The sequence below is a fragment of the Rhodococcus triatomae genome (assembly GCF_014217785.1).
GTDB classification, from domain to species: domain Bacteria; phylum Actinomycetota; class Actinomycetes; order Mycobacteriales; family Mycobacteriaceae; genus Rhodococcus_F; species Rhodococcus_F triatomae.
In genome coordinates, this window is the sequence record NZ_CP048814.1 from 2,379,417 (window position 1) to 2,400,607 (window position 21,191).

Annotated in this window: 16 protein-coding genes; 9 read left to right on the forward strand and 7 right to left on the reverse strand. The window is 68.9% G+C overall.

The genetic code is table 11. From position 1 onward, the window contains the following. Positions 1-140: 140 nt before the first annotated feature. Complete coding sequence (locus G4H71_RS11175; protein ID WP_072738569.1) at positions 141-1,838, forward strand: cutinase family protein; 1,698 nt, start codon at positions 141-143, stop codon at positions 1,836-1,838. 7 nt (positions 1,839-1,845) lie between these two features. On the opposite strand, the gene G4H71_RS11180 is transcribed toward G4H71_RS11175, so the two are convergent. From G4H71_RS11180 to G4H71_RS11190, 3 genes are all read right to left on the reverse strand, one after another. Further along, positions 1,846-2,427 (reverse strand): DJ-1/PfpI/YhbO family deglycase/protease, encoded by a 582-nt coding sequence (locus G4H71_RS11180; protein ID WP_139183284.1) that lies wholly within the window; start codon positions 2,425-2,427, stop codon positions 1,846-1,848. Positions 2,428-2,445: 18 nt separating this feature from the next. Next, positions 2,446-4,185 (reverse strand): MFS transporter, encoded by a 1,740-nt coding sequence (locus G4H71_RS11185; RefSeq protein WP_083343146.1) that lies wholly within the window; start codon positions 4,183-4,185, stop codon positions 2,446-2,448. Between the two features lie 149 nt (positions 4,186-4,334). Further along, entirely contained in the window at positions 4,335-4,862 is a 528-nt protein-coding gene (locus G4H71_RS11190; protein ID WP_072738568.1) for an SRPBCC family protein, read from the reverse strand. A gap of 138 nt (positions 4,863-5,000) precedes the next feature. Here G4H71_RS11190 and G4H71_RS11195 point away from each other — a divergent pair, with 138 nt between their 5' ends. Next, positions 5,001-5,588, forward strand: coding sequence for a TetR/AcrR family transcriptional regulator (locus G4H71_RS11195; protein ID WP_246442250.1), 588 nt, complete (start codon positions 5,001-5,003; stop codon positions 5,586-5,588). A 41-nt stretch (positions 5,589-5,629) separates the two neighbouring features. Here the strand turns inward: G4H71_RS11195 and G4H71_RS11200 are convergent, their stop codons facing one another. Next, the gene (locus tag G4H71_RS11200) at positions 5,630-5,872 is read right to left on the reverse strand and encodes a hypothetical protein (protein ID WP_072738566.1); all 243 of its coding nucleotides are present in this window, start codon (positions 5,870-5,872) and stop codon (positions 5,630-5,632) included. Between the two features lie 209 nt (positions 5,873-6,081). On the opposite strand from G4H71_RS11200, the gene G4H71_RS11205 reads away from it, so the two are divergent. After that, the gene (locus G4H71_RS11205; protein ID WP_072738565.1) at positions 6,082-7,038 is read left to right on the forward strand and encodes a calcium/sodium antiporter; all 957 of its coding nucleotides are present in this window, start codon (positions 6,082-6,084) and stop codon (positions 7,036-7,038) included. A gap of 215 nt (positions 7,039-7,253) precedes the next feature. Beyond that, complete coding sequence (locus G4H71_RS11210) at positions 7,254-8,108, forward strand: PhzF family protein (RefSeq protein ID WP_246442248.1); 855 nt, start codon at positions 7,254-7,256, stop codon at positions 8,106-8,108. Here G4H71_RS11210 and G4H71_RS11215 read toward each other — a convergent pair. Next, positions 8,032-11,583 (reverse strand): indolepyruvate ferredoxin oxidoreductase family protein, encoded by a 3,552-nt coding sequence (locus G4H71_RS11215; protein ID WP_083343145.1) that lies wholly within the window; start codon positions 11,581-11,583, stop codon positions 8,032-8,034. The genes G4H71_RS11210 and G4H71_RS11215 overlap by 77 nt on opposite strands. A 185-nt stretch (positions 11,584-11,768) precedes the next feature. Here G4H71_RS11215 and G4H71_RS11220 point away from each other — a divergent pair, with 185 nt between their 5' ends. From G4H71_RS11220 to G4H71_RS11240, 5 genes are all read left to right on the forward strand, one after another. Then, a complete protein-coding gene (locus tag G4H71_RS11220; RefSeq protein ID WP_072738563.1) occupies positions 11,769-12,281 on the forward strand; it encodes an Lrp/AsnC family transcriptional regulator in 513 nt (170 codons plus the stop codon). A gap of 403 nt (positions 12,282-12,684) precedes the next feature. Beyond that, the gene (locus G4H71_RS11225; protein WP_072738562.1) at positions 12,685-14,994 is read left to right on the forward strand and encodes an MMPL family transporter; all 2,310 of its coding nucleotides are present in this window, start codon (positions 12,685-12,687) and stop codon (positions 14,992-14,994) included. A gap of 126 nt (positions 14,995-15,120) precedes the next feature. Beyond that, on the forward strand, positions 15,121-16,560 hold the full coding sequence (locus G4H71_RS11230) for a protein kinase family protein (protein WP_072738561.1): 1,440 nt from the start codon (positions 15,121-15,123) through the stop codon (positions 16,558-16,560). 51 nt (positions 16,561-16,611) lie between these two features. After that, the gene (locus tag G4H71_RS11235; protein ID WP_072738623.1) at positions 16,612-17,793 is read left to right on the forward strand and encodes a winged helix DNA-binding domain-containing protein; all 1,182 of its coding nucleotides are present in this window, start codon (positions 16,612-16,614) and stop codon (positions 17,791-17,793) included. A 94-nt stretch (positions 17,794-17,887) separates the two neighbouring features. Then, positions 17,888-19,234: a polysaccharide pyruvyl transferase family protein gene (locus G4H71_RS11240; protein ID WP_072738560.1), complete on the forward strand. Its 1,347-nt coding sequence runs from the start codon at positions 17,888-17,890 to the stop codon at positions 19,232-19,234. On the opposite strand, the gene G4H71_RS11245 is transcribed toward G4H71_RS11240, so the two are convergent. Continuing rightward, positions 19,183-19,983 carry an alpha/beta fold hydrolase gene (locus tag G4H71_RS11245; RefSeq protein ID WP_072738559.1) on the reverse strand — a complete coding sequence of 267 codons (801 nt, stop codon included), beginning with the start codon at positions 19,981-19,983 and terminating at the stop codon, positions 19,183-19,185. The two genes, G4H71_RS11240 and G4H71_RS11245, sit on opposite strands and share 52 nt — an antisense overlap. Further along, positions 19,980-21,068 carry an isopenicillin N synthase family dioxygenase gene (locus G4H71_RS11250; protein ID WP_072738622.1) on the reverse strand — a complete coding sequence of 363 codons (1,089 nt, stop codon included), beginning with the start codon at positions 21,066-21,068 and terminating at the stop codon, positions 19,980-19,982. Before G4H71_RS11250 ends, G4H71_RS11245 begins: the two co-directional genes overlap by 4 nt. Positions 21,069-21,191: the final 123 nt, after the last annotated feature.

A 21,191-nucleotide genomic window follows, 5' to 3' on the forward strand; every position in this document is an offset into this window, starting at 1 on the left:
CTCCGCAGGTGAGCAACACATCCAACCGGCACGGACCCACTGTGTAACGGCGAGCGTCCGTCCGCCGACGAGTGAGGTGACGTGACGCACGGCACCGGGGTCGTGCCGTGTGCGGGAGAATCGGGATTGGGGATCGGGACATGGCTCTTGGTGGCTTCTTCGCGCGGCATCGCCTCGCTGCGGGCGTGGCGGCGCCGGCGATCCTGGGGGTCGCCGCGGTCGCGGCCGTCGGTCTGGCCGTGTCCCCCGGCCCGCGGGCCATCGACACGCAGCTGACGACCTCGGTGACCGAGTGTCGCGACATGGTGACCATCTCGGTCGCCGGCCGTGGAGACACACCGGTCGAGGGCACCACCAAGCTGCTCGTCGGGCCGAACGGCGAGCCGCTCCCTGCGGCCCTGTCCAGCGATTACGCCAGCGAATGGGTCGATCCCGTGGTCAACGCTCCTGGCGGTGCCGTCGGTGCGGATTCGTACGCCGCGGTGTACATCGCCTATCCCGCCAACATGGCGACCTACGAGGACGCCGTCGCCGCCGGGGTGGAGAACTCCGAGCGGGTGATGCGGGAAATCCGCTCGGCCTGCCCGGACACCCGGTTCGCGATCGTCGGATACAGCGAGGGCGCCGACGTGGTGCGCCGCGTCGCCATGAACATCGGGCACCAGGAAGCCGACGAGAACGGCGGGTACGGCATCGTCGACCCGGCCAATGTCGTCGGCGTGGTGATCCTCGCCGACGCCGGCCGCGCGCCGGGAGACGGCCCGTTCCCCGGCGCGAAGAATCCGTTCGGGAACCCGGACAACTTCGACCAGAACTATTCGAACGGAACGGCACCTACCCCGGGCCAGGGCGCGATGCCGGACACCGGTGGCGACTTCGGTGCTCTCGACGGCAAGATCGCGTCTTTCTGCTCCGAGGGCGACCTCACCTGCGCGGCACCCGAGAGCATCTCCCTGCTGCAACTCGCGGTCAACGTGGGCAGGCAGCTGAACGTCGATGCGCTCGAGGACGAGGGGCTCACCCCGGCCACCGGCCAGGACGTTGCCGTCGTGCTCAGTGGTATCGCGTTCGCCGCGTTCGCCGACATCCAGTCGCAGGGCAACTGGATGCAGAGCGACGAGACGTTCCTCGAGGTGCTGCTCAAGGTGTCGGACCCCTCGTACCAGCCGGGCGAACCCGCCCAGAAGCCCGCGAAGGCGGACTCCATCTCCGGTGAGGAACTGTCGCCGCTGGCGTACCTCCCGCAGAAGGTGTTCAACGAGATCGTCGGACTGATCGTGACGAACCAGAACACCATCCCCGTGGTGATGAGCGATCCGTACCAGCTCACCCTGGGCCCGAATGCCACCGGCCACCACTTCGACTACTGGAAGGACGCGGATCCGGCGAACGGCAAGCCGCTGACATCCGCCGAGTACGCGGCGGCCTGGCTCACCCACCTGGCGAAGCAGGCGCAGGCGGGCGAACCGATCGACACGTCGGCCACGCCCGACGCCGCCGACATCGCCGCGGCATTCGACGCGGCCGCGGCCACCGAGGCCGCGCGCGAGGCACTCCCCGCAGTGGCGGCGGACGAGAAGGCCCAGGCGACGACCGGTGGTCCCTCCGCGCCCACGACCACGTCATCGGAGTCCGCCACCGCACCGGCCACCGACGACGGGACGGATGGGCCGGACTCCGCTGGGCCCGAATCGACTGGGCCCGAATCCGCTGGGTCCGAGGTCACGCCGACTTCGGCCGCACCGTCCACCCGGGACACGACGCGCAGCGCGCCGACCACGACGACGACCACCACGACGACGACCACCCCTCCGCCGGCTCCTCGCCCCGGCGGCTGACGCGGGGTCACCCGCCGGCAGATGCCCCGATCGCGTCGATGATCGCCGCGGAGAAGGCGGGCAGATCGTCGGGATTGCGTGAGGTGATGAGGGCGAAACCGTGAGCGTCGTCCACGACGACCTCCCGGTCCACCCAGTCGCCACCCGAGTTCGTGATGTCGGTACGCAGGGACGGGTAGGACGTCAGGGTCCTGCCCGCGGACAGCGCGGTCTCGACCAGCAGCCACGGACCGTGGCACACCGCGGCCACCGGCTTGCCGGCGTCGGCGAACTCACGGACCAGGCGCTGAGCGTCCTCGTTCAGGCGGAGAGTGTCCGCGTTGAGCGTGCCGCCCGGGACGATCACGACGTCGTGGTCCCGCGCGTCCACCGCGGCGAGTGTCGTGTCCGGGCTGACGTCCGGGCCCGGATCGGCATCGCCGACGAGGGTACGGATCGGGCCGTCCTCGACGGCGGCGACGGTGACGGCGACTCCGGCGTCACGCAGGGCGCGGACCGGCTGCTCGATCTCGGCGTGCTCGGTGCCGTAGTTGGTGGAGATGACGAGAGCCGTGCGGCTTCGTGCCGCGATATCGGTCGTGTCGGTCATGGTGCTCCTTCCGTTCCGCTATCGCGGTACCCGGTCCTCCGGGGTCTCAACCACGGCACCGTCGTCGGACTGTCCGGGCGGGACCTCGTCGGAACCGGGCGTGGCCTCGTCCGCACTCGCACCGGATGTGGGCGAGGCGTCGGGTGCGGAGGAATCCTCCGTCGCTGCGTCGACGAGCGACGTGCCGCGGCTCCACGGCATGAAGATCGCGAACACGATCGCGGTGACGACGACGCTGACGACCATCACCATCGCCGAGATCTTCCATCCCTGCATGGCGGCGTCCTGCATGGCGTAGACGAGGCTGTTCGGATCGTCGAGGTCGTTGACCGACGCGGGAAGGCCCGGGCGGCCGAGGATTTCGAGCACCGACACCGGTGAATTGACGATGAGATCGCGCTCACGATCGGAGAGGAAGGTCGAGACGATCGGGCCGTAGGAGTCGAGCTTCTCGGAGACGATCTCGTGGTACCGCCCGAACAGGACCGATCCGAGCACCGCGATTCCCAGCGCTCCGCCCACCTCACGCGTGGTGTCGTTGACCGCCGACCCGGCGCCCGCCTCGTCGGCGGGCACGGACGACATGATCGAGTCGGTCACCGGGCCGGTGACGATGCCGAGCCCTCCGCCCATGAGGATCATCGAGCCGAACGGGATCTCCCAGTAGGTGGTGTCGATCGTCGCCTGACCGGCCCAGTACAGACCGGCGGCGAGCACCGCCATCCCCACCACCACGACGACCGTGTGGCCGTATCGGTAGCCGAACCAGGTGGCGACCGGGGCACCGATACCGATGGCGGCGGCGAACGGGAGGGAGTGGATACCGAAGGTGAGTGGATCCATCAGCAGCACCGCCTGGAAGTACTGGCTGACGATGAAGAGGAAGCCGAACATGGCGAAGTAGGAGACGGCGAGAGCCATTGCCGGGAAGGCGAATCGGGGAATCCGGAACAGCCTCACATCGAGCACCGGGTACGGGGCCCGCAACTCCCACCACGCGAACAGGGCCAGGAGCGCGAGGGCACCCGCGACCCCGCCGAAGGTCGCGGCCGAGATCCACCCGTGCCGGGGAGCTTCGATGAAGCTCCACACCAGCAGGAAGATGGCCGCGATCGACAGCGCGATGCCGACCGCGTCGATGGGGCCGTGCTTCTCCGAGCGGGACTCACCGATGAAGACGAGGGTCAGCGCAACAGCGACCGCCGCGACCGGGAGATTCATCCAGAAGATGGAATGCCAGGTGAAATGGTTCAGCAGCCAGCCACCGATGGTGGGCCCGATGGCGACGGCGAATCCCGCCATCGCCGTCCACGCGGCGATACCGAGGGCCCGAGCACGCGGCTTCCGGAACACCGTGGTGATGATCGCCAGGGTCGCCGGGAACACCGCTGCCGCGGCGATTCCCATTCCGGCTCGTGCCACGAGTACCTGCGTCACGGATTCGGCGACCGCTCCGACCACGGACATCACGGCGATACCGACGAGTCCGGCGATCATGACCCGGCGCCGGCCGTAGCGGTCTCCCAGGTGGCCGAACATCAGCAGCAGCCCTGCGAAGGGAAGGGTGTAGGAGTCGACAACCCATTGCAGCGCACTGAAACCCGCGTCCAGCTCGTTGGCCAGCGTCGGTAGCGCCACGACGACGACCGTGTTGTCGAGCAGGACGAGAAGCACGGCGAGGCACGAGGTCACGAGTGCGCCGAGCGCGAGCCATTTCTCGCGGGGCGATACCTCCGGTTCGGCGGTGACGGTCGACATTGCTCAGCTCACTTTCACGAATGGCGGGGCCCGCGAACGGCGTGTTCGCGAACGAATCGGACGACGGGGGTGCTTCCCGGATCAGAGGAGAGGGACGCGGCGGTAGAGCTGTTTCGCCGGCCCGGTGACGAGTCCGGCCGTCGAGTGCGTCACGGGTAGCTCCTCGTCTGGTCGCCGGCACCCTTCGGGGTGCCGAAATGTGTTCTCGTGTCACGAACGAAGGTGGTGAACACGAACTTGTTCACCGGGGAGCCGAGCCGGGCGGCCACGCCGAATCCGCGGCGTGGCGCCAGCGCGAACGTCCAGACCAGACGACTTCCGGTCGGTGTGCTCTGGATCAGGTAGTCCTCGGCGAACGCCGAGAACAGCGGAACATTCGAGCCGGTCACGAAGAACGAGTGCCGGGTGTTCTCCTCGTCCCAGCGGAAGAACTGCTCGTTCATCCGCATGGCGCCGTGGGCGAGAACGGCCGTCCGGGTGGTTCCGATGCCGTACGGACCGCTCGTCGTGTATTCGACGTCGGTGAGCAGCCGGCACCAGGAGAGTGGTCGTTGCGTCGTGAGGCCCGCCCAGACGCTCTCGGCGGGGGCCGCGACGTCGATCGAGTACCGCCACCGCATCGGCGCCGAGTCGAAGAAGTCGCTGCCCACCGGTGTCATGTCGAACTCGAGTGCCATGGCCCTCTCCTTGGTCGACCGGGTGTTGTCCGGGAGTGGAGGAAAGACTATGTGCAACTACGAGTAACAGTCAATGGTCCGGGGTGGGAGGAGGGCACGCTGCTATGCTCGCGGCCAGAGAATCGGGAGGTAGACGACGTGGCACCGCGGAGTACGGCACGCGAGGACATGGTGCTCAGCGCGATTGCGCTGTTCCGTGAGAACGGGATCGAGGCGACCAAACTCACCGACGTCACCACTCACGCGGGCGCGGCCCGCGGCTCCATCTATCACTACTTCCCCGGCGGCAAACAGCAACTGGTGGAGGAGGCGACACGGCTCGCGGGCGGCGCGATGACGGCGCTGCTCGAGGCCGGACTGCCGGAGCGAGGCCCGGCCGCGACGCTGGCTGCGGTAGTCGACGGATTCCGCACGCAACTGATCGCCAGTGGGTTCGCGTCGGGCTGCCCCGTCGCCGCCGCGTCATTGGACGGAACCAATTGGCCGGCCGGGCGGGACGTGGCCGGGGAATCGTTCACCGCGTGGGAGGACGCGGTCGCCGAGTCGCTGGCACAGCACGGTGTCGCACGCGATCGGGCGAACTCGCTGGCGACCACGGCGGTGGCGATGCTCGAGGGCGCTCTCCTACTGGCCAAGGCTCAGCGTGACCTCCGGGCCCTCGACCGGGTCGAGTCCGAACTCGGCCTTCTCCTCGACAGCGTCCTGGGTGAACAGCGTCCTGGGTGAGACGTGACCCGTGCGGTCCGGGGACCGCACGGGGGTGTCCGTCAGCTGACCACGCCCACTGCGCGGAGGGCGACGAATACCAGAGTCACGATCATCAGCGCGTAGACGCTGACCATCACGACCTTGGCCGCTGCTTCGCTGGTGGACGGAAAGACCTGGACGTTCGGATGCTCGGCGAGGTACATCGACAGAGGCACCGGGGTGCCGTCCGACGACGATCGGGACGAGAGTGGACGCGCGTGGGATTCGCGGCGGTGTCGGTGTTTCTCGGAATGTGACGCCATGACACTGATCCTCTCGACTCGACATTTCCTTGCTACCTGCAACGACACGGGTACCGGGGTCAAGGTCGACTCGATTCCACGGTAACCTGCCGAAACGGTCTTTCGTAGGGGTGAGTCCCGGCCGATACCACCCTGTTTCCGTTTCGATCTCCCGGGTTTCGACGCGGTCACGAGCGGCATCGGGTGCCGACAGGCGATAGTTTCTTCCCGTGGCCTCCGTTCTCGCCGTCGTGTTCGGACTCGTCGCGCTGATCGGCGGGGCCGAGTTGCTCACGCGCGGCGGCTCACGCCTCGCGGCAGCCCTCGGGATCTCCCCGATGATCATCGGCCTGACGATCGTCTCCATCGGAACCAGCACGCCGGAACTCGCCGTCGGTATCGACGCGGCGCTCAACGACCATGCCGGGCTCGCGGTCGGCAACATCGTGGGGACGAACCTGGTCAACCTGTTGCTCATCCTCGGGGCGAGCGCCCTCATCCGGGCCATCGCTCTCGACACCCAGACCTTGCGCCTCGATCTCCCGGTGATGACCGCTGCAGCCCTGCTGCTGTGGGTGATGAGCCTGGACGGCGTGCTGACCGCGCTGGAGGGCGCGTTGCTCGTCGCCGCCGGGCTCGTCTACACGGTGGTGGTGGTCCGGGCGAGCCGACGGGAGTCGGCCGCGGTCCGGGAGGAATACGCGCTCGAATACCGGCCGGAACGCCGCCGGGTCGCCCTCGACCTCGGGTTGCTCCTGGCCGGTCTGGTCGTGATCGTCCTCGGAGCGGAACTCCTCGTGGACGGTGCGGTCGACATCGCGCGGGCGTTGGACGTCTCCGATGTGGTCATCGGCCTCACCGTCGTCGCGATCGGGACGTCCGCGCCGGAGCTGGTGACGACTCTCGTCTCGACGCTCCGCGGGAACCGGGACATCGCCCTGGGCAACCTGCTCGGGTCGAGTATCTACAACATCGTGTTCATCCTCGGTGTGACCCTGATGGTCGCACCGGGTGGTGTCGCCGTCCCCGACGACGTGCTCTACATCCACCTGCCGCTCATGGCCGCGGTCGCGCTCGTGTGTGTCCCCACCTTCCTCACCGGGCGGCGGATCTCCCGGGTGGAGGGCGGCATGTTCGTCGTCGCCTACTGCGTGTATCTGACCCTGCTGCTGTGGGCCCAGACGTAGGCGCGCAGTCTGTCGCCCGCCCCGGCCTCCGCGGCACGATGTGACATCGGATCGATCTGAGCGAACCCGTGTGACGCCGTGCCAGGCATACCAGTGGGGAGATACTGGCACCGGATGTGGATGCCCCCTTGTCGGAGCGGGCGAACCTGGCAAGACTCGGTCCGGGGATGCCCGCAACGGGGTCCCGACGAGGTGCAGTTCGTGACGGAGGAGTAGTGGTGTCGGTGAAGGCATTTCCGTTCTCGCAGGTCGACGTGTTCGCCGAGGCGCCGGGCATCGGTAACCCGGTCGCGGTCGTCCATGACGCCGACGAGTTGACGACGCAGCAGATGCAGGCGTTCGCGAACTGGACGAACCTGTCGGAGACGACGTTCCTGCTACGACCGACCATCGACGAGGCCGACTATCGGCTGCGCATCTTCACCCCGCACTCCGAGTTGCCGTTCGCCGGACACCCGACGCTCGGATCGGCACACGCGTGGTTACAGAACCTGTCGGAGACCCCCGATCGGTCCGGGATCGTGCAGGAATGCGGCGCCGGACTCGTCGAGATCCGCCGCACGAGAGACGGTGAACTCGCCTTCGCGGCACCGGAACTCCGCCGATCCGGCCCGGTGGACGCGCCGGTCCTCGACCAGGCGATCACGAGCCTCGGAGTGGACCGGGCACGCGTTCTCGGGGCGAACTGGATCGTCAACGGCCCCCAGTGGCTCGGGGTCCGGCTCGACTCCGCGGACACGGTGCTGTCGCTGCGTCCGGATTTCGCGGCGATGGGGCAACTCGAAGTCGCGGTGATCGGGGCCTATCCGCCCGGCGGGCCGGTGGACTTCGAGGTTCGCGCTTTCGCGCCGGGCGACGGGGTTCCCGAGGATCCGGTGACCGGAAGCGCCAATGCCGGACTCGCGCAATGGCTCATCGGCGAAGGTCTGGTACCTGCAGCCGGGTATCGCGCCCAGCAGGGCACGGTACTGGGGCGGCGTGGCCGCATCGGAATCAGCTCCGACGACGCAGGCGTCGTCTGGGTGTCCGGCTCCGCGAGAACGGTGATCGACGGGCACGTGCGTCCGTGACCGTCAGTGCGCGGATCGCGCCCGTATCCACTCCCAGGGAGTCGAGGCGGTCCAGGTAGATCGCGACGTTGCGCATCTTGACCTCCTCGTAGCCCCGGACGAGTCCGGCTGCCTCGGCCACGGCCACGGCGGTGTCGTAGTTGTCCGCGCCGAGCCCGGCCGCATGTGCCTGGACCGTCGCCGAGTAGTGGGCGGCGAGTGCGCGTTCGATCCGGCGTATCCGGGTGTGTCCGAACGGATCGAGAGCGGTCCCACGCAGCCTTCTCCCGTGTGCGAGGAGTGTCAACGCCCAGTGGGTACGTGGCCCGAGACGAATCTTCTTCCGCCGGCCCAGCGCCTTCAGGACCGGTGGGTGCAGCAGGTACGTCGGTGCGCCGGAGCCGGGGACCTCCCGGGCTACGTGCGCGGTGAAGTCGGGGTCGGTGAGCAGCCGGGCCACCTCGTACTCGTCCTTGTAGGCGGTGAGCGTGAACAGCCCGGTCGCCACCGCCTCACTGAACGCCGTGTTCGTACCCAGTGCCCGCTCCGCGTGCCAGGCGGTGTCGACGACGTCGATGTAGTCGGTGGCAATCCGAGTGCCCTGGTAGGCAACGAGTTCGGCGGCGCGCCGTTCGACGAGTTCGCGAGTGGGCCCGGTGAACGACCGGCGCTCGAGCAGGGCCGTGACGTCGGAACGCGGGGTGGCCGGCGCGCCGTCCGTGCGGGTGGCGGCATCGAACGTCCGTGGATGAGCCACGCCGGCCCGGCCCCACCGGAACGCAGCCAGATTCTCGTCCACCGCGACCCCGTTCAGTGCGATGGCCTCCTCGATCGCGGAGGCCGCGAAGGGGAGGGCGCCGCACTGGTAGGCCGCCCCGACGAGGAGGAAGTTCACACTCGCAGTGCCCCCGAACAGTTTTCGTGCTGCCGCGGCCGCGTCGAAGGATCGCACCTGCCGAGCCACGCTGCGCAGCCGATCGAGCAGGGCATCCATATCCGGATGCTCGACGGAGGGATCGCGCACCATGTCACCCGTCGGTGTCCGGCTCGTCGAGGCGACGACGAGTGTGCGGCTCGCGGACCCGTAGCCGACGAAGCGGGAGTCCGCGGCGGTGAGCAGGTCGAAGGCGAGGATACAGTCGGCGGAGCCCGGGGTGAGCCGGTTGGAGGTGTCCTCGGAGTCGGGCGTGATCCGGAGATGTGAGGTGACCGGGCCCGCCTTCTGGCTCAACCCGGTCTGATCCAGGCCCTCGACATGCAGCCCACAGTGCAGCGCTGCCGTGCCGAGTACCTGGTTGACGGTGACGATGCCGGTGCCGCCCACGCCGGCGAGAAACAGGGTGACGCCGTCGGCCGGCATCACCGCTCGCGGCTCGGGCGAGACCGGTGGTTCGGGGAGGGTGTTCCCCGGAGCTGCTCCGTCCGGATCCACCTCGACGGTGACGAACGAAGGACAGTTGCCGTCGAGGCACGAGTAGTCGGTGTTGCACCCGGTCTGGTCGATGTGGGTCTTGCGGCCGAACTCGGTGTCGACCGGCTGGACCGACAGGCAGTTGCTCTTCGCGCCGCAGTCGCCGCAGCCCTCGCACACCGCCTCGTTGATCACGACGCGCGTGGTGCGGACGGGGAGCGTGCCCCTCTTCCGCTTGCGCCGGGCCTCGGCGGCACACTGCTGGTCGTAGATCAGGACGGTCACCCCCGGGACGCCACGCAAGATCCGCTGGGCCTCGTCGAGACGATCGCGGTCCCAGACCGTGACTCCACGCGCGAAGTGAGCCCTACGATGCCGTGCCGGATCGTCGGCACACACGATGATCTTCGCGACGCCCTCCGCGGCCAGCTGGTGGGTGAGTTCGGGAACGGGCAGTGCGCCCTCGGCGTCCTGCGCGCCGGTCATCGCGACGGCCGAGTTGTACAGGATCTTGTAGGTGATGTTCACTCCCGCGGCGAGGCAGGCCTGCACGGCCAACTGCCCGGAATGGAAATACGTACCGTCACCGATGTTCTGGAAGATGTGGGGCACGGACGTGAACGGTGACTGCCCGATCCACTGAGCTCCTTCGCCGCCCATCTGGGTCAGCCCGGTCACCCGGGATTCGGTACGAGCCGACATGGTCACCAGTGTGTGGCAGCCGATTCCGCCTCCGGCGAGGGAACCTTCCGGTACCACCGTCGAGCGGTTGTGCGGGCACCCGGAACAGAAGTACGGGGCACGCCGCGCCGGAAGCACGGTGAGTTCGAGTGGCGCCGGAAGTGGAGCTCGCAGGGTCACCCGGCCGTGCAGTACCTCGCGCAGCGGACGGGCCAGGCGCGCCGCGGTCAGTTCGCCGTCGGCGGGAACGAGCCGGCGGCCGTTGCGGTTCCGTTTCCCCACCACCTCCGGAGCCCCACCGGATCCGTAGAGGATCTCCTTGACCTGTGACTCGACGAATGCGGTCTTCTCCTCGACGACGAGGATGGTGTCGACTCCCTCCGCCAACTGCCGCACAGTGCCCGAAGCCAGCGGAAAGGGCATGCCCACCCGCAGTATCCGTACTCCGGCCCGGCCGAGTTCGGAATCGGTGACGCCCAGGTCGCGCAGGGACTGGCGCACCGCGTCGTACGCCGTGCCGACCGCGACGACACCGATGCGCGCGTCCGTCGAATCGACTTCGATCCGGTCGATCGGGTTGGCCTCGGTGAAGGCCTCGACCATCGCCCATCGGGGGCCGTGGAGATCGGCCTCGGCGAGCAGACTGTCCGGTGGCGCGGCGAGCACGCGTTGCCGGTACGTCCAGGGCGCTCCCTCCCATTCGACGGTGGGCGTGACGATCGGCAGCGCCGCGAAGTCGCGGTCCAAGGTCCACAGTCCGTCGGCGACGTCGGCGACGATCTTCAACGCGGACCAGCAGCCGGAGGCACGTGAGAGCGCGATCCCGTACATCCCGAAGGCGACCACCTCCTCGGCGTTGCGGGGAAAGAAGACCGGGATCCCGAGCGCGGCGAGCGACTTCTCGCTGGCGGCGGGCAGGGTCGACGATTTCGCGGCGGGGTCGTCCCCGACGAGCGCGAGCGCGCCTCCGGACGGGTGTGCGCCGTACATGGTGGCGTGCCGCAGCGCGTCCCCGGCGCGATCCAGGCCGGGGCCCTTGCCGTACCAGACTCCGACGACGCCGTCGTGGGTGCGCTCGCCTGCCGGAAGTTCGATCTGGCTGCCCCAGACCGAGGTGGCGGCGAGTTCCTCGTTGACTCCCGGGGTGAGGTGCACGTTGTGGTCGGCCGCGAGCATCGGCAGGGAAGCCAGGAGCCGGTCCAGGCCGCCGAGCGGGCTTCCTTGGTACCCGGACACGAACGTCGCGGTCCGCGCGCCGGCGCGACGATCGCGTTCATGCTGCTCCACCAGGAGCCGGGCGATGGCCTGGATCCCGGTGACGAGGACGGGGCCGGAGGTCGTCCGGTACCGGTCGTCGAGATCCACCGTGGCGGGGACCGGCTCGGGCTCACGTAGCTGTGTCATCCGACATGCACCACCTTCGAGCGGGCCGCGGGGTGTGCGGCCCGATTCGCTGAACTCACCGTGTGCGGCTACTTCATGGTTCGTCATTTCATGGTTCTTCACCGGGGAAGTTCGGTCAATTGCCCGGCAGACAACTGATCGAAATGATGTGCTGGTGATCTGGTTCACACCTGGAGGTCTCCGAAATGCTCACTCTCGATCGACTCGATGCCGAGCTCCTGGGGCGCCTGTCGCTGAACGCCCGCGCGGGAATCGGCGAGCTGGCGGAGGCTCTCGGCGTCGCGCGCAACACCGTGCAGGCGCGGTTGCGGCGCCTGGAGGAATCCGGGGTACTCCGCGGATACCGTCCCGACCTGGATCTCTCGGCCGCCGGCATCTCGGTGCAGGCCTTCGTCGGGCTCGAATTGGTGCAGGGTCGGCTCCAGGCCGTCATCGACGAACTCGCCTCGATTCCGGAAGTGCTCGAGATCCACGCGACGACGGGCCGGGAAGATCTGTTGGCGCGGGTCGCCACCGACACCCACGCCCGGTTGCAGACGCTCATCGAGCGGGTGGTGGGCATCGACGGCGTCACCCATTCGACCACCGCGCTGGCACTGACGTCGCCGTTGCCCTACCGGATCGGTCCGCTCCTCACCGAGCTCACCCGCGAGAGCGGCTGGGGACGTTCGACACCGCCGCCCCACCCGCACCGCTGAGGATGGGCGCCGGCCGGGTGCGCGATCTCGCTGTGACCTTCGCCACCGGCAACGCCCGGGCGCTCGGCGGGGCGCGCGTGCCCCCGGATGTCGGATACGACGGCCGAGTGCGTTCCGTGGTCCGCGGCTGGGTCCAGGGGAGCGGCACCTTTCGGATCGAAACTCCGAGTCCGTGCGTGAATCGACGCGAGAGCCCCGACGTCCCCCAGTGCGGTCGTTCGCTCTGCGAAATATTCACTGGTGCACCGGAATATTACGGACGGTGCCGGATTCGACACCGGAATGATCCGGAAGTACGACCCGGTTCTCAGGGATATCCCTGATGCTTCCCGACGGGCCGAGGCGTCATTCTGAAACGACAAAGCCGTTGCGTGTGCGCGGGTCCGTACCGAAGGAGCGAGCTGTGTCCTTGTATCTGTACCGGCTGGGCAAATTCGCCTTCCGCCGAAAGTGGTTGGTTCTGCCTGTCTGGCTGGTGTTGCTGGTCGCCCTCGGCGCGCTGGCGAGCACGGTGTCGAAGCCGATGGAAGACGACTTCACCATGCCGAACCTGCCGTCCGAGCGGGCCACCGAGATCATGGACCGTCATTTTCCGGGAATGTCCGCCGAATTCGACTTCGACGCCGTCACCGGTACGTACGTGATCGCGGCACCGGAGGGCACTCGCCTGACGGACGCCGGGAACGTGGCCGCGATCGATTCGCTCGTCGCCGAACTCGGTGCGCTCGACATCGTCGATCACTCTGTGCCGCTGGAGAATCCGGTTGCCACTGCGGAATCCATGGGCTGCCTGTCGCCCGAGCGTGCCACCGACGAGTTCACGGCCACGTGTTCGGGGGCGCCACTCAACGTCCTGGCGACGACGAACGCGGATACCGTGGCGCTGCTGGACGTTCCGTTCACCATCGATTCCTGGCAGGACATCACGCCCGAGGACCGCGCGGCCGCGTTCGACGCAGCCGACGGCGCCCGTGACGCCGGACTGGCGGTCGAACTCAGCGGTTCCATCGCGATGGAAGAGGAAATGCCGGGTGGTACGGCCGAGCTGATCGGTATGGGCGTCGCACTGATCGTCATGATCATCGCGTTCGGCGCGATCGTGGCGGCGTTCGTCCCGATCATCACCGCGATCGTGGGGCTCGGTGCCGCCACGATGGTGATTCTCGCCGGTACGGCCGTGACGACGATCCCCACCTTCACCACCTTCCTCGCGTCGATGATCGGTATCGCCCTGTCCATCGACTACGCGCTGTTCATCGTCTCTCGGTACAAACACGAACTCGTCGTGTCGGATTCACCCGAGGAAGCTGCCGGACGCGCAGTCGGCACCGCCGGATCCGCCGTCGTGTTCGCGGGCCTCACCGTCATCATCGCGCTCAGCGGGCTGAGCATCGTCGGAGTCGACTTCCTCACCTACATGGGGTTGGGCGGTGCGCTCGCCGCGGCTTTCGCGGTCATCGTCGCACTCACCCTGATGCCGGCTCTCCTGGGAGCATTCGGCCGGTTCCTGTTCACCCCGAAGATCCCGTTCGTGGCCAAGCACGATCCTGAGGACGATCGCTACGTCACCAACGGTCAGCGGATCGCTCGCCTGATCGGGCGGTTCCCCGCCGTCACCCTCGTCGCGGGCATCGTCCTGCTCGGTGTACTCGCCGCGCCGGCGATCAACCTGAACCTCGGCCTGCCCGGGGACGAGAGCGCGCCCACCGAGTCCACCATCCGGCAGGCGTACGAGCTGCGCACGGAGGGATTCGGGGAGGGCAGCAACGGGGTGCTGCAGATCGCGGTCGATCTCGAGGACGTGCCGGACGAACGCCGGGACGAGGCGCTCGACTCGCTGCGCGCCGAGCTCGAGTCCTACGGCGACATGGACTACGTCGTCGGGCCGACGCCGAGCGAGGACGGCGCCGGGGCGCTGTTCCAGGCCGTGCCGATGTCCGGGCCGAACAACCAGGCCACGAAGGACCTGGTCAAGGAGGCGCGTGGTGCCGAGGCGAGTTTCGCCGACGAGTACGGGATGGAATACGGCGTCACCGGAACGACCGCGATCTTCGCCGACGTCGACGACAAGCTGCTCGGGTCTATCGCGCCGTACATGTCGATCGTGGCGGGAGCGGCCTTCCTGCTGCTGATCCTGGTGTTCCGGTCCATCCTGGTACCGCTCACCGCGGCTCTCGGGTTCCTGTTGTCGATGGCGGCCACCTTCGGCGCGACCGTCCTGATCTTCCAGGAAGGCGCGCTGGGGCTGATCTCCGATCCGCAGCCGATCGTCAGCTTCCTGCCGATCATGCTCATCGGGCTCGTGTTCGGCCTCGCCATGGATTACCAGGTCTTCCTCGTGACGCGAATGCGGGAGGAGTACGTCCACGGCGCCTCACCCAAGGAAGCGATGGTGAACGGCTATCACCACGGGGCCCGGGTCGTGACCGCGGCGGCGATCATCATGATCTCGGTGTTCAGCGCATTCATGCTCGAGGACGACGTGGCTGCCAAGTCGATGGGCTTCGCACTCGCCGCGGGCGTGCTGTTCGATGCGTTCATCGTGCGCATGGTCATCATCCCGTCGCTCCTGGCGCTCATGGGTGACTCCGCGTGGTGGATTCCGAAGTGGCTGGATCGCATCCTTCCGAACATCGACGTGGAGGGACAGAAGCTCGCCGGGCTCGGCAGCGGTACCAAGGAGGCGAAGCCGCAGCCACAGTTCGTGGACTGATCCGTCCGAATCTCCAGTCTCCCGACCCGTGATATGTGCATAATCACGAAAGAGAGGCTTCGATGCCCGGGGAGGGCCGCGAAGTGCGGCCCTCCCCGGGCAAGCCTTCGGATGCGCGAGGGGGCGATGACGACGACCGGTTGCAGCGACGGGCCGGACGACCCCGCGCCGTGGAACGCGGGCGCGGTCGTCGGCTCCCGCTATCGCCTGATCGAGCGGTTCGACGGACCGCGCGGTTCCCAGTTCTGGCTGGCCCACGACATCCGGCTCCGCCGGGACGTGTCGGTGGACGTCATCGAACCACGCACGATCGCTCCGGCGGGTGCAGAGGCACTCCGCCGATACTCCCGGGACACCTCGGGCACCGGCGACGGGCGGGAATCCCACGTCGCCCGGGTGTACGACATCATCGAAATTCTCGGAAGCGAGGGCGGTGACCGCGTCGCGGTGATCGCGGAGTGGATTCCCGGACGCACCCTCGCCGAGGTGGCGGCGGCGGGCCCGGCGGCCCGGGAGGCCGCTCGGGCGGTCCGGGCACTCGCCGCCGACACGTCGGCCTCGCACCGGCACGGCCACCATCTGCCGCTCGATCACCCGGGCCGGGTCCGGGTCGCTCTCGATCGGAGCCTGGTCCTCGCCTACCCGTCGACGCCGGCGACCGCGACCGACGAGGCCGACGTCGTCGGGCTCGGCGCGATCCTCTACGCGTTGCTCACCGGCGCCTGGCCGCTCGACGGCTCGGAGTCCTCGTATGCGGGCCTGCCGCCCGCAGCGAGAGACCGGGAAGGTCAGGTGCTCGCGCCGGCGCTGGTGCGGCCGGACATCGATCCGGAGCTGTCCGCGCTGACCGTGTCGGCTCTCGGTCCCCGCGGGTCGGGAATGTCCGCCGACACTCTCGTCGCGGCCCTGGACGGCTGGCTGGCCGCCCATCCGCACGAACAGCAGTCGCCGGCGACCCCGGACGCCCCCGGGCCCGTAGGTGCCGTGGCCGTCGGTGCTGCGCTGGTGGTGGGTCTCGGCGTGGCGGGGTGGGGGGTCGGCGCGTGGGCGGTGTCCTCCGACGCACCTCTCGTCGCGGTCGGGGAACCGGCATCGATCGCCGAACCGTTCCCGTCCGCCACGGTGCCCCAGGACGACGCGTTCGCGCCCACCGGCGCCACTGTCGTCGTGCTCGGCAGGGGGGACGGCGCCGGCGAGGATGCCGGCGCGGCGGTGGACGGGGATCCGTCCACCGCGTGGTCCACCGATCGTCGCCCGAGTCCGTACCCGGACGAGGACATCGGCCTGGTGGTCACGCTTCCCGTGCTCGCGGAAGTCGGCGACGTGTGGATCGACTCGCTCTCGCCCGGCGCCACGGTGGAGATCCGAACGGTCCCGGACCGGAGCGGCCGGCTCGACTCGACCCGGATACTGGGAACCGGGACGATCGAGGCAGGCGTCACCCGGATCGCGGTGGCGACGCCCGACCCCACCGATCGCCTCCTGGTCCGGCTCACCGGGCTGGCGCCCGTCGACGGCGGGTACCAGACGTCGCTGTCCGAGATCGGGTTCACCGGGAAGCGGTGACGGCCCGGGCACGTCTCGAACGGCACGCGTCGAACGGTGCACAATGAGTCCGTGACCCACTTCCGCTCGGTGGACGCAGGTGAACGACGCTCCCGGCTGGCCCGCCGTCATCGTCTCGCCCCCGGCTCGCGTGCCCGCGACGTCGTCGACGCCGCCGACAGCCTGGTGGCGCTGCACGCCACGGACCAGGCGACGATCCACCTGTCCGCGTGGGCGCGGGTGGACGGGCTGACCGTCGCGGACGTCGATCATGCTCTCCACGAGGAGCGTTCACTCGTCAAGCATCTGGCGATGCGGCGCACGCTGTTCGTCTTCCCGCGTCATCGTCTCGCGCATGCGCAGGCGGGCGCGAGCGACCGGGTGGCCGCCGCCGAGCGGCGCAGGCTCGCCCGCGAGGTGGAGGACGCGGGGCTGCACCCGGACGGGGAGCGGTGGATCCGCGACGCCGAGGCGGCGGTACTCGACGCGCTGCGGGGTGACCGGAGTGCGTCCTGGACCGAACTGCGCGACGAGCTCCCGATCCTGACGGGCTCGATCGAGTACGGCGAGGGCAAGGCCTGGGCCGGGCGCGCCGCGATCGGCCCACGCATCCTCACCGTGCTGTCGGCGCAGGGGCGGTTGGTACGTGCCGGCAACGGCGGCGGCTGGAACGTCTCCCGGAATCGCTGGGCTGTCACCGAATCATGGCTGGGTGCACCGATTGTCGGCTGTACTGCGGAGGACGGTACCCGCGAACTGGTGCGATCCTGGCTCCGTTCGTTCGGGCCGGGCACCGAGGCCGATCTGAAATGGTGGCTCGGATCCACACTCACCGCGGTCCGTCGCGCGCTCGCGGAACTCGACGTCGTCGAGGTCGAGCTGGACGGGCACACCGGCTACCTGCTCGCCGACGACGTGGAACCGGAACCCGAGATCGAACCGTGGGGCGCACTGCTGCCCACACTGGATCCGACGACGATGGGCTGGCAGGAGCGGGAGTGGTACCTCGGTCCGCACCGCGAGCAGTTGTTCGACAGTGTCGGGAATGCCGGACCGACGGCATGGTGGGAGGGCCGCATCGTCGGTGGGTGGTGGCAGGACCCGGACGGCGCCGTCGTCGTGCACCTGCTCGAGGACGTGGGCGCGGATGCCCGTGCCGTGCTGGATCGCGAGGCCGAGCGGTTGACCGAGTGGATCGACGGGGCCCGAGTCACTCTCAGATATCCGTCGCCGCTCGCGAAACGGTTCGCCTGAGGTCACCCGGAGCGGCGATATCCGCGCCTCGGCTCGCCGGGAATGTCGGGTATGCTGCCCGGGACCTGCCGCGTCATCGTCGTCGATCGAACGCGTGCCCGCGCGCTCGAAGGAGTCCCTCATCCCGCCAGTCGATCGGACCCCGCCGCTGCGCCGCCTCCGCCGGGTGGCGGGTGATGCGGGATTGCGCACCCTGCTCGGGCCGGGCCTGGCGCGGCATCCGTCCGAGCGTCCGTCGATCTACCTCGTCGCCCCCAGCGGTCACCCGAACTACGGAGACGAACTGATCCTGCGGGGATGGCTCCGGCACCTCGAGCGCGTACAGCCCGATGCCGACGTCGTCGTCGACTGCCACACGCCGGGACAGGCCGCGGTCCTGCACGGGCGCGAGCATCCGCGAGTGACGTTCGTGGACACCCTGTGGCGGATCTGCGCGGAATCCGAGCACCTGGACGAGGCCGAGGCGGCCGACTTCGCGCACCGCGTGATCCACGACCCGGGGATCCTGTGCCGCATCGTCTCGGGCATCGAGATGCTCGCCCGTGCCGACGTGATCCATCTCGTCGGTGGCGGGTACGTCAATGCGGTGTGGCCTCATCACCTTGCCCTGCTCGCCGCCGCATCCGCTGCCGTCGAGCGTTCCGGAGGAAGTCTCGTGGCGACCGGCCAGGGGCTCACACCGGTGGGCGGCGGACGCCGCCTCGAACTGCTGCGGCGATACGTCGAACGGTTCGACGTGTTCGACGTGCGCGACACCCCGTCGTGGGAGGTGATCGGTGACTGTGCGGGTGTGTCACTCACCGGAGACGACGCGTGGCTGGCGATCCGCGACGACGGCATCTACGACACCGACAGCGAGGCGTCACGCCGAAAGTACGTGTTCTGCTTGCAGATCGACCTCATGGACGGGTTCGACGGCGGCCGCGGTGTGGACGGTCTGACGAGCGCGGTGAGCGACATCGTGGACCGCTGGGGTATCGACGGCACGGACACGGCGTTCGTCGAGGGTATCCCCGGCGCCGATCGGGTCGTGTACGACAGGGTGGTCGACCTCCTTCCGGGAGCCGAATTCGTTCCCTTCACCGATGTGTGGTGGCGAGGCCTGCCGGCCCGCCGGGACCAGGTGTGGGTCAGTACGCGCTTCCACCCACACCTCGTCGCTGCCGCGGCGGGAGCGCGCGGTATCGCGCTGTCCGCGGGCGGGGACTACTACCCGGTCAAGCACCGGTCCCTCGTCGAGGCCGGGTCGCACTGGGCGGTGGCGGAGACGTCGACACTGCCCGACGCCCCTGCGGACGGGGGCTTCGGGCACGAGACGGTGGCCCGGTTGCGGGGCGAGAAGACCGCACTCGCCGGCCGCATCTATCCGGACGTGCCGTTCCCGGTTCGTCACGTGCGCAGCGCCCGTCGCCGATTCGCCGCTCGGTCCGCCTCGCGCTGACCTCGTTCCGGCTCGGCGCCCAGCGTGAACCGCACCAGCGCCTCGACCAGCGCGGAGGTGGCGGACAGTTGCGGCGCGTGGTCGCAGGCGAGGCTGACCACCTGTGCGCCGGGTACCCGCTGCTGCATCTCCCGCTGGGCCGCGAGCGGAAGAGTTCTGTCCTCGGTCGCCTCGATGTACAGGCGGGGCAGCCGGCCGAACCGTCCCGGGCTCCAGACGGGTGCGATGAGCCGGGCCGTCTCGAGTTGCGGCACCAGGCGCCGGGCAGCACCGATCGCATCCTCGGCACCGGCGCCGTGGAAGAAGACAGCCGCCCCGGCCTCCACCGGCACCGTCGTCCCCCGCCCGTCTGCCGTGGGCCGCAACCACTTCGAGATCCCGACAGGTGGGTGCAGGCCGATCTCCTCGCACAGATCACCGAACGTCCGGCCGGATTCGAGCATCATCCCGGCCACGTAGGCGACCCCGGCGATCCGCTCGTGCAGTCGCTCGGCGACGGCGGTGACGACGCCGCCACCGCCCGAGTGCCCGACCAGGAACACCGGGCCGTCGAGGGAGGCGACGAGTGCGGACACGGTGTCGGCGACGGTGTCGAGGGTGATCTCCTCGTCGGCGGCCCAGGTGCCGACCCCGGGAAGTGCCGGTGTGTGCGGAATGGCCCCCGCTGCGCGGAGTGGCCCGACGACGTTGTCCCACACCCACGGTCCCGCCCATGCCCCGTGGACGAGCACGACGTGCGGGGCGGTCATCGGCCCGTGCCGCCGTCGTTGGTGGCGCCGTGCGCCGCGAGCACGCGTGCGGCCTCACGGACCGCCGCCGTGTTCGCCTTGCCCTGGCGACTGCCGGCCAGCTTGGCCGCGATGTGGTCACGGACCGTGATCGGCTCGTACGCCAGGCCGCCGTCGGCGTCGAGATGGCTCGGCAGGGTGGAGATCACGGCGTCGGCATTGCCGTCGTGGAAGAACGCCACCGAACGTCGACGCATGATGGTGCCGTCGACGACGGGCGGCTTGACCCGGTGCAGCGTGGACATCCACCGGTCGTTCGTCAGCCGGGCGGTGAGATCTCCGAGGTTGATCAACAGGGCGTTCTCGGCCGGTGCGACGTCGTGCCACACACCGTCGGTGCCGAGTACCTGCAGACCGGCGACGCGGTCCGCCCACAGCACCGTCACGATGCCGAAGTCCGTGTGCTCACCCATCCCGGTGAGGTCGCCGTCCAGGGTGACCGGGCCCTCCGGAAGGGCGTAGTTGTTCATCCGGAGCACGTCGATCGAATGGTCGGTGAGGGGGTCGAAGTAGTCGTCGCTCTCGCCGAGTGCGTCGGCGAAGATCGTCGTCAGTGTCCGGGCGACGCGGGCCGCGTGAGCGAAGTATCGCTCGACCCGGGGCCGGAAGTCCGCGACGTCGGGCCAGACGTTGACGCCGTAGTCGCGCTCGTGCAGGTCGAGGGCGGTGAAGGACCTCGCCTCGACCCCGACGTTGAATGCCTCGAAGAAGTCGTTCATCCGCCCGGACGATTCGACGCCGAGACTCAGGCTCAGCGACTCGCTCTTCGGCGGGCTGTACCCGCGGTTGGCACCCTCGACGCGATAGGCCTTCTTCTCGGCGAGGGGGAGGCCGAAGAACGAGTCCACCGCACCGGCCAGCCCGTCGAGGACGTCGTCGGGTATGCCGTGCCCGAGGATCTGGATGAAGCCCACCTGTTCGCAGGCGCGGTCGATCTCCCACGCCACCCGGTCGCGATCGGTACGCGAACCCCCGTCGATGTAGGGACGGATGTCGATCACCGGAACCTCGAACGGTTCGTCCTGTCGGCTGGGTGTGTCGGTCACGGCCACTCCTTCGGCGTCGGCATGGGCATCGCTCACGCAAATATTGTCTCGGTCAATATTTCCGAGCTCTTTTCAATGACGTTTCGGGCGCGTGACGGAGTCGGGCGGGGCGTGCGGTCCGCC

Excerpts from the sequence above, each read along its gene's own strand:
- G4H71_RS11175 (WP_072738569.1), top strand. The coding sequence starts at position 141 with ATGGCTCTTGGTGGCTTCTTCGCGCGGCATCGCCTCGCTGCGGGCGTG.
- G4H71_RS11180 (WP_139183284.1), bottom strand. The coding sequence starts at position 2,427 with ATGACCGACACGACCGATATCGCGGCACGAAGCCGCACGGCTCTCGTC.
- G4H71_RS11185 (WP_083343146.1), bottom strand. The coding sequence starts at position 4,185 with ATGTCGACCGTCACCGCCGAACCGGAGGTATCGCCCCGCGAGAAATGG.
- G4H71_RS11190 (WP_072738568.1), bottom strand. The coding sequence starts at position 4,862 with ATGGCACTCGAGTTCGACATGACACCGGTGGGCAGCGACTTCTTCGAC.
- G4H71_RS11200 (WP_072738566.1), bottom strand. The coding sequence starts at position 5,872 with ATGGCGTCACATTCCGAGAAACACCGACACCGCCGCGAATCCCACGCG.
- G4H71_RS11215 (WP_083343145.1), bottom strand. The coding sequence starts at position 11,583 with ATGACACAGCTACGTGAGCCCGAGCCGGTCCCCGCCACGGTGGATCTC.
- G4H71_RS11220 (WP_072738563.1), top strand. The coding sequence starts at position 11,769 with ATGCTCACTCTCGATCGACTCGATGCCGAGCTCCTGGGGCGCCTGTCG.
- G4H71_RS11230 (WP_072738561.1), top strand. The coding sequence starts at position 15,121 with ATGACGACGACCGGTTGCAGCGACGGGCCGGACGACCCCGCGCCGTGG.
- G4H71_RS11245 (WP_072738559.1), bottom strand. The coding sequence starts at position 19,983 with ATGACCGCCCCGCACGTCGTGCTCGTCCACGGGGCATGGGCGGGACCG.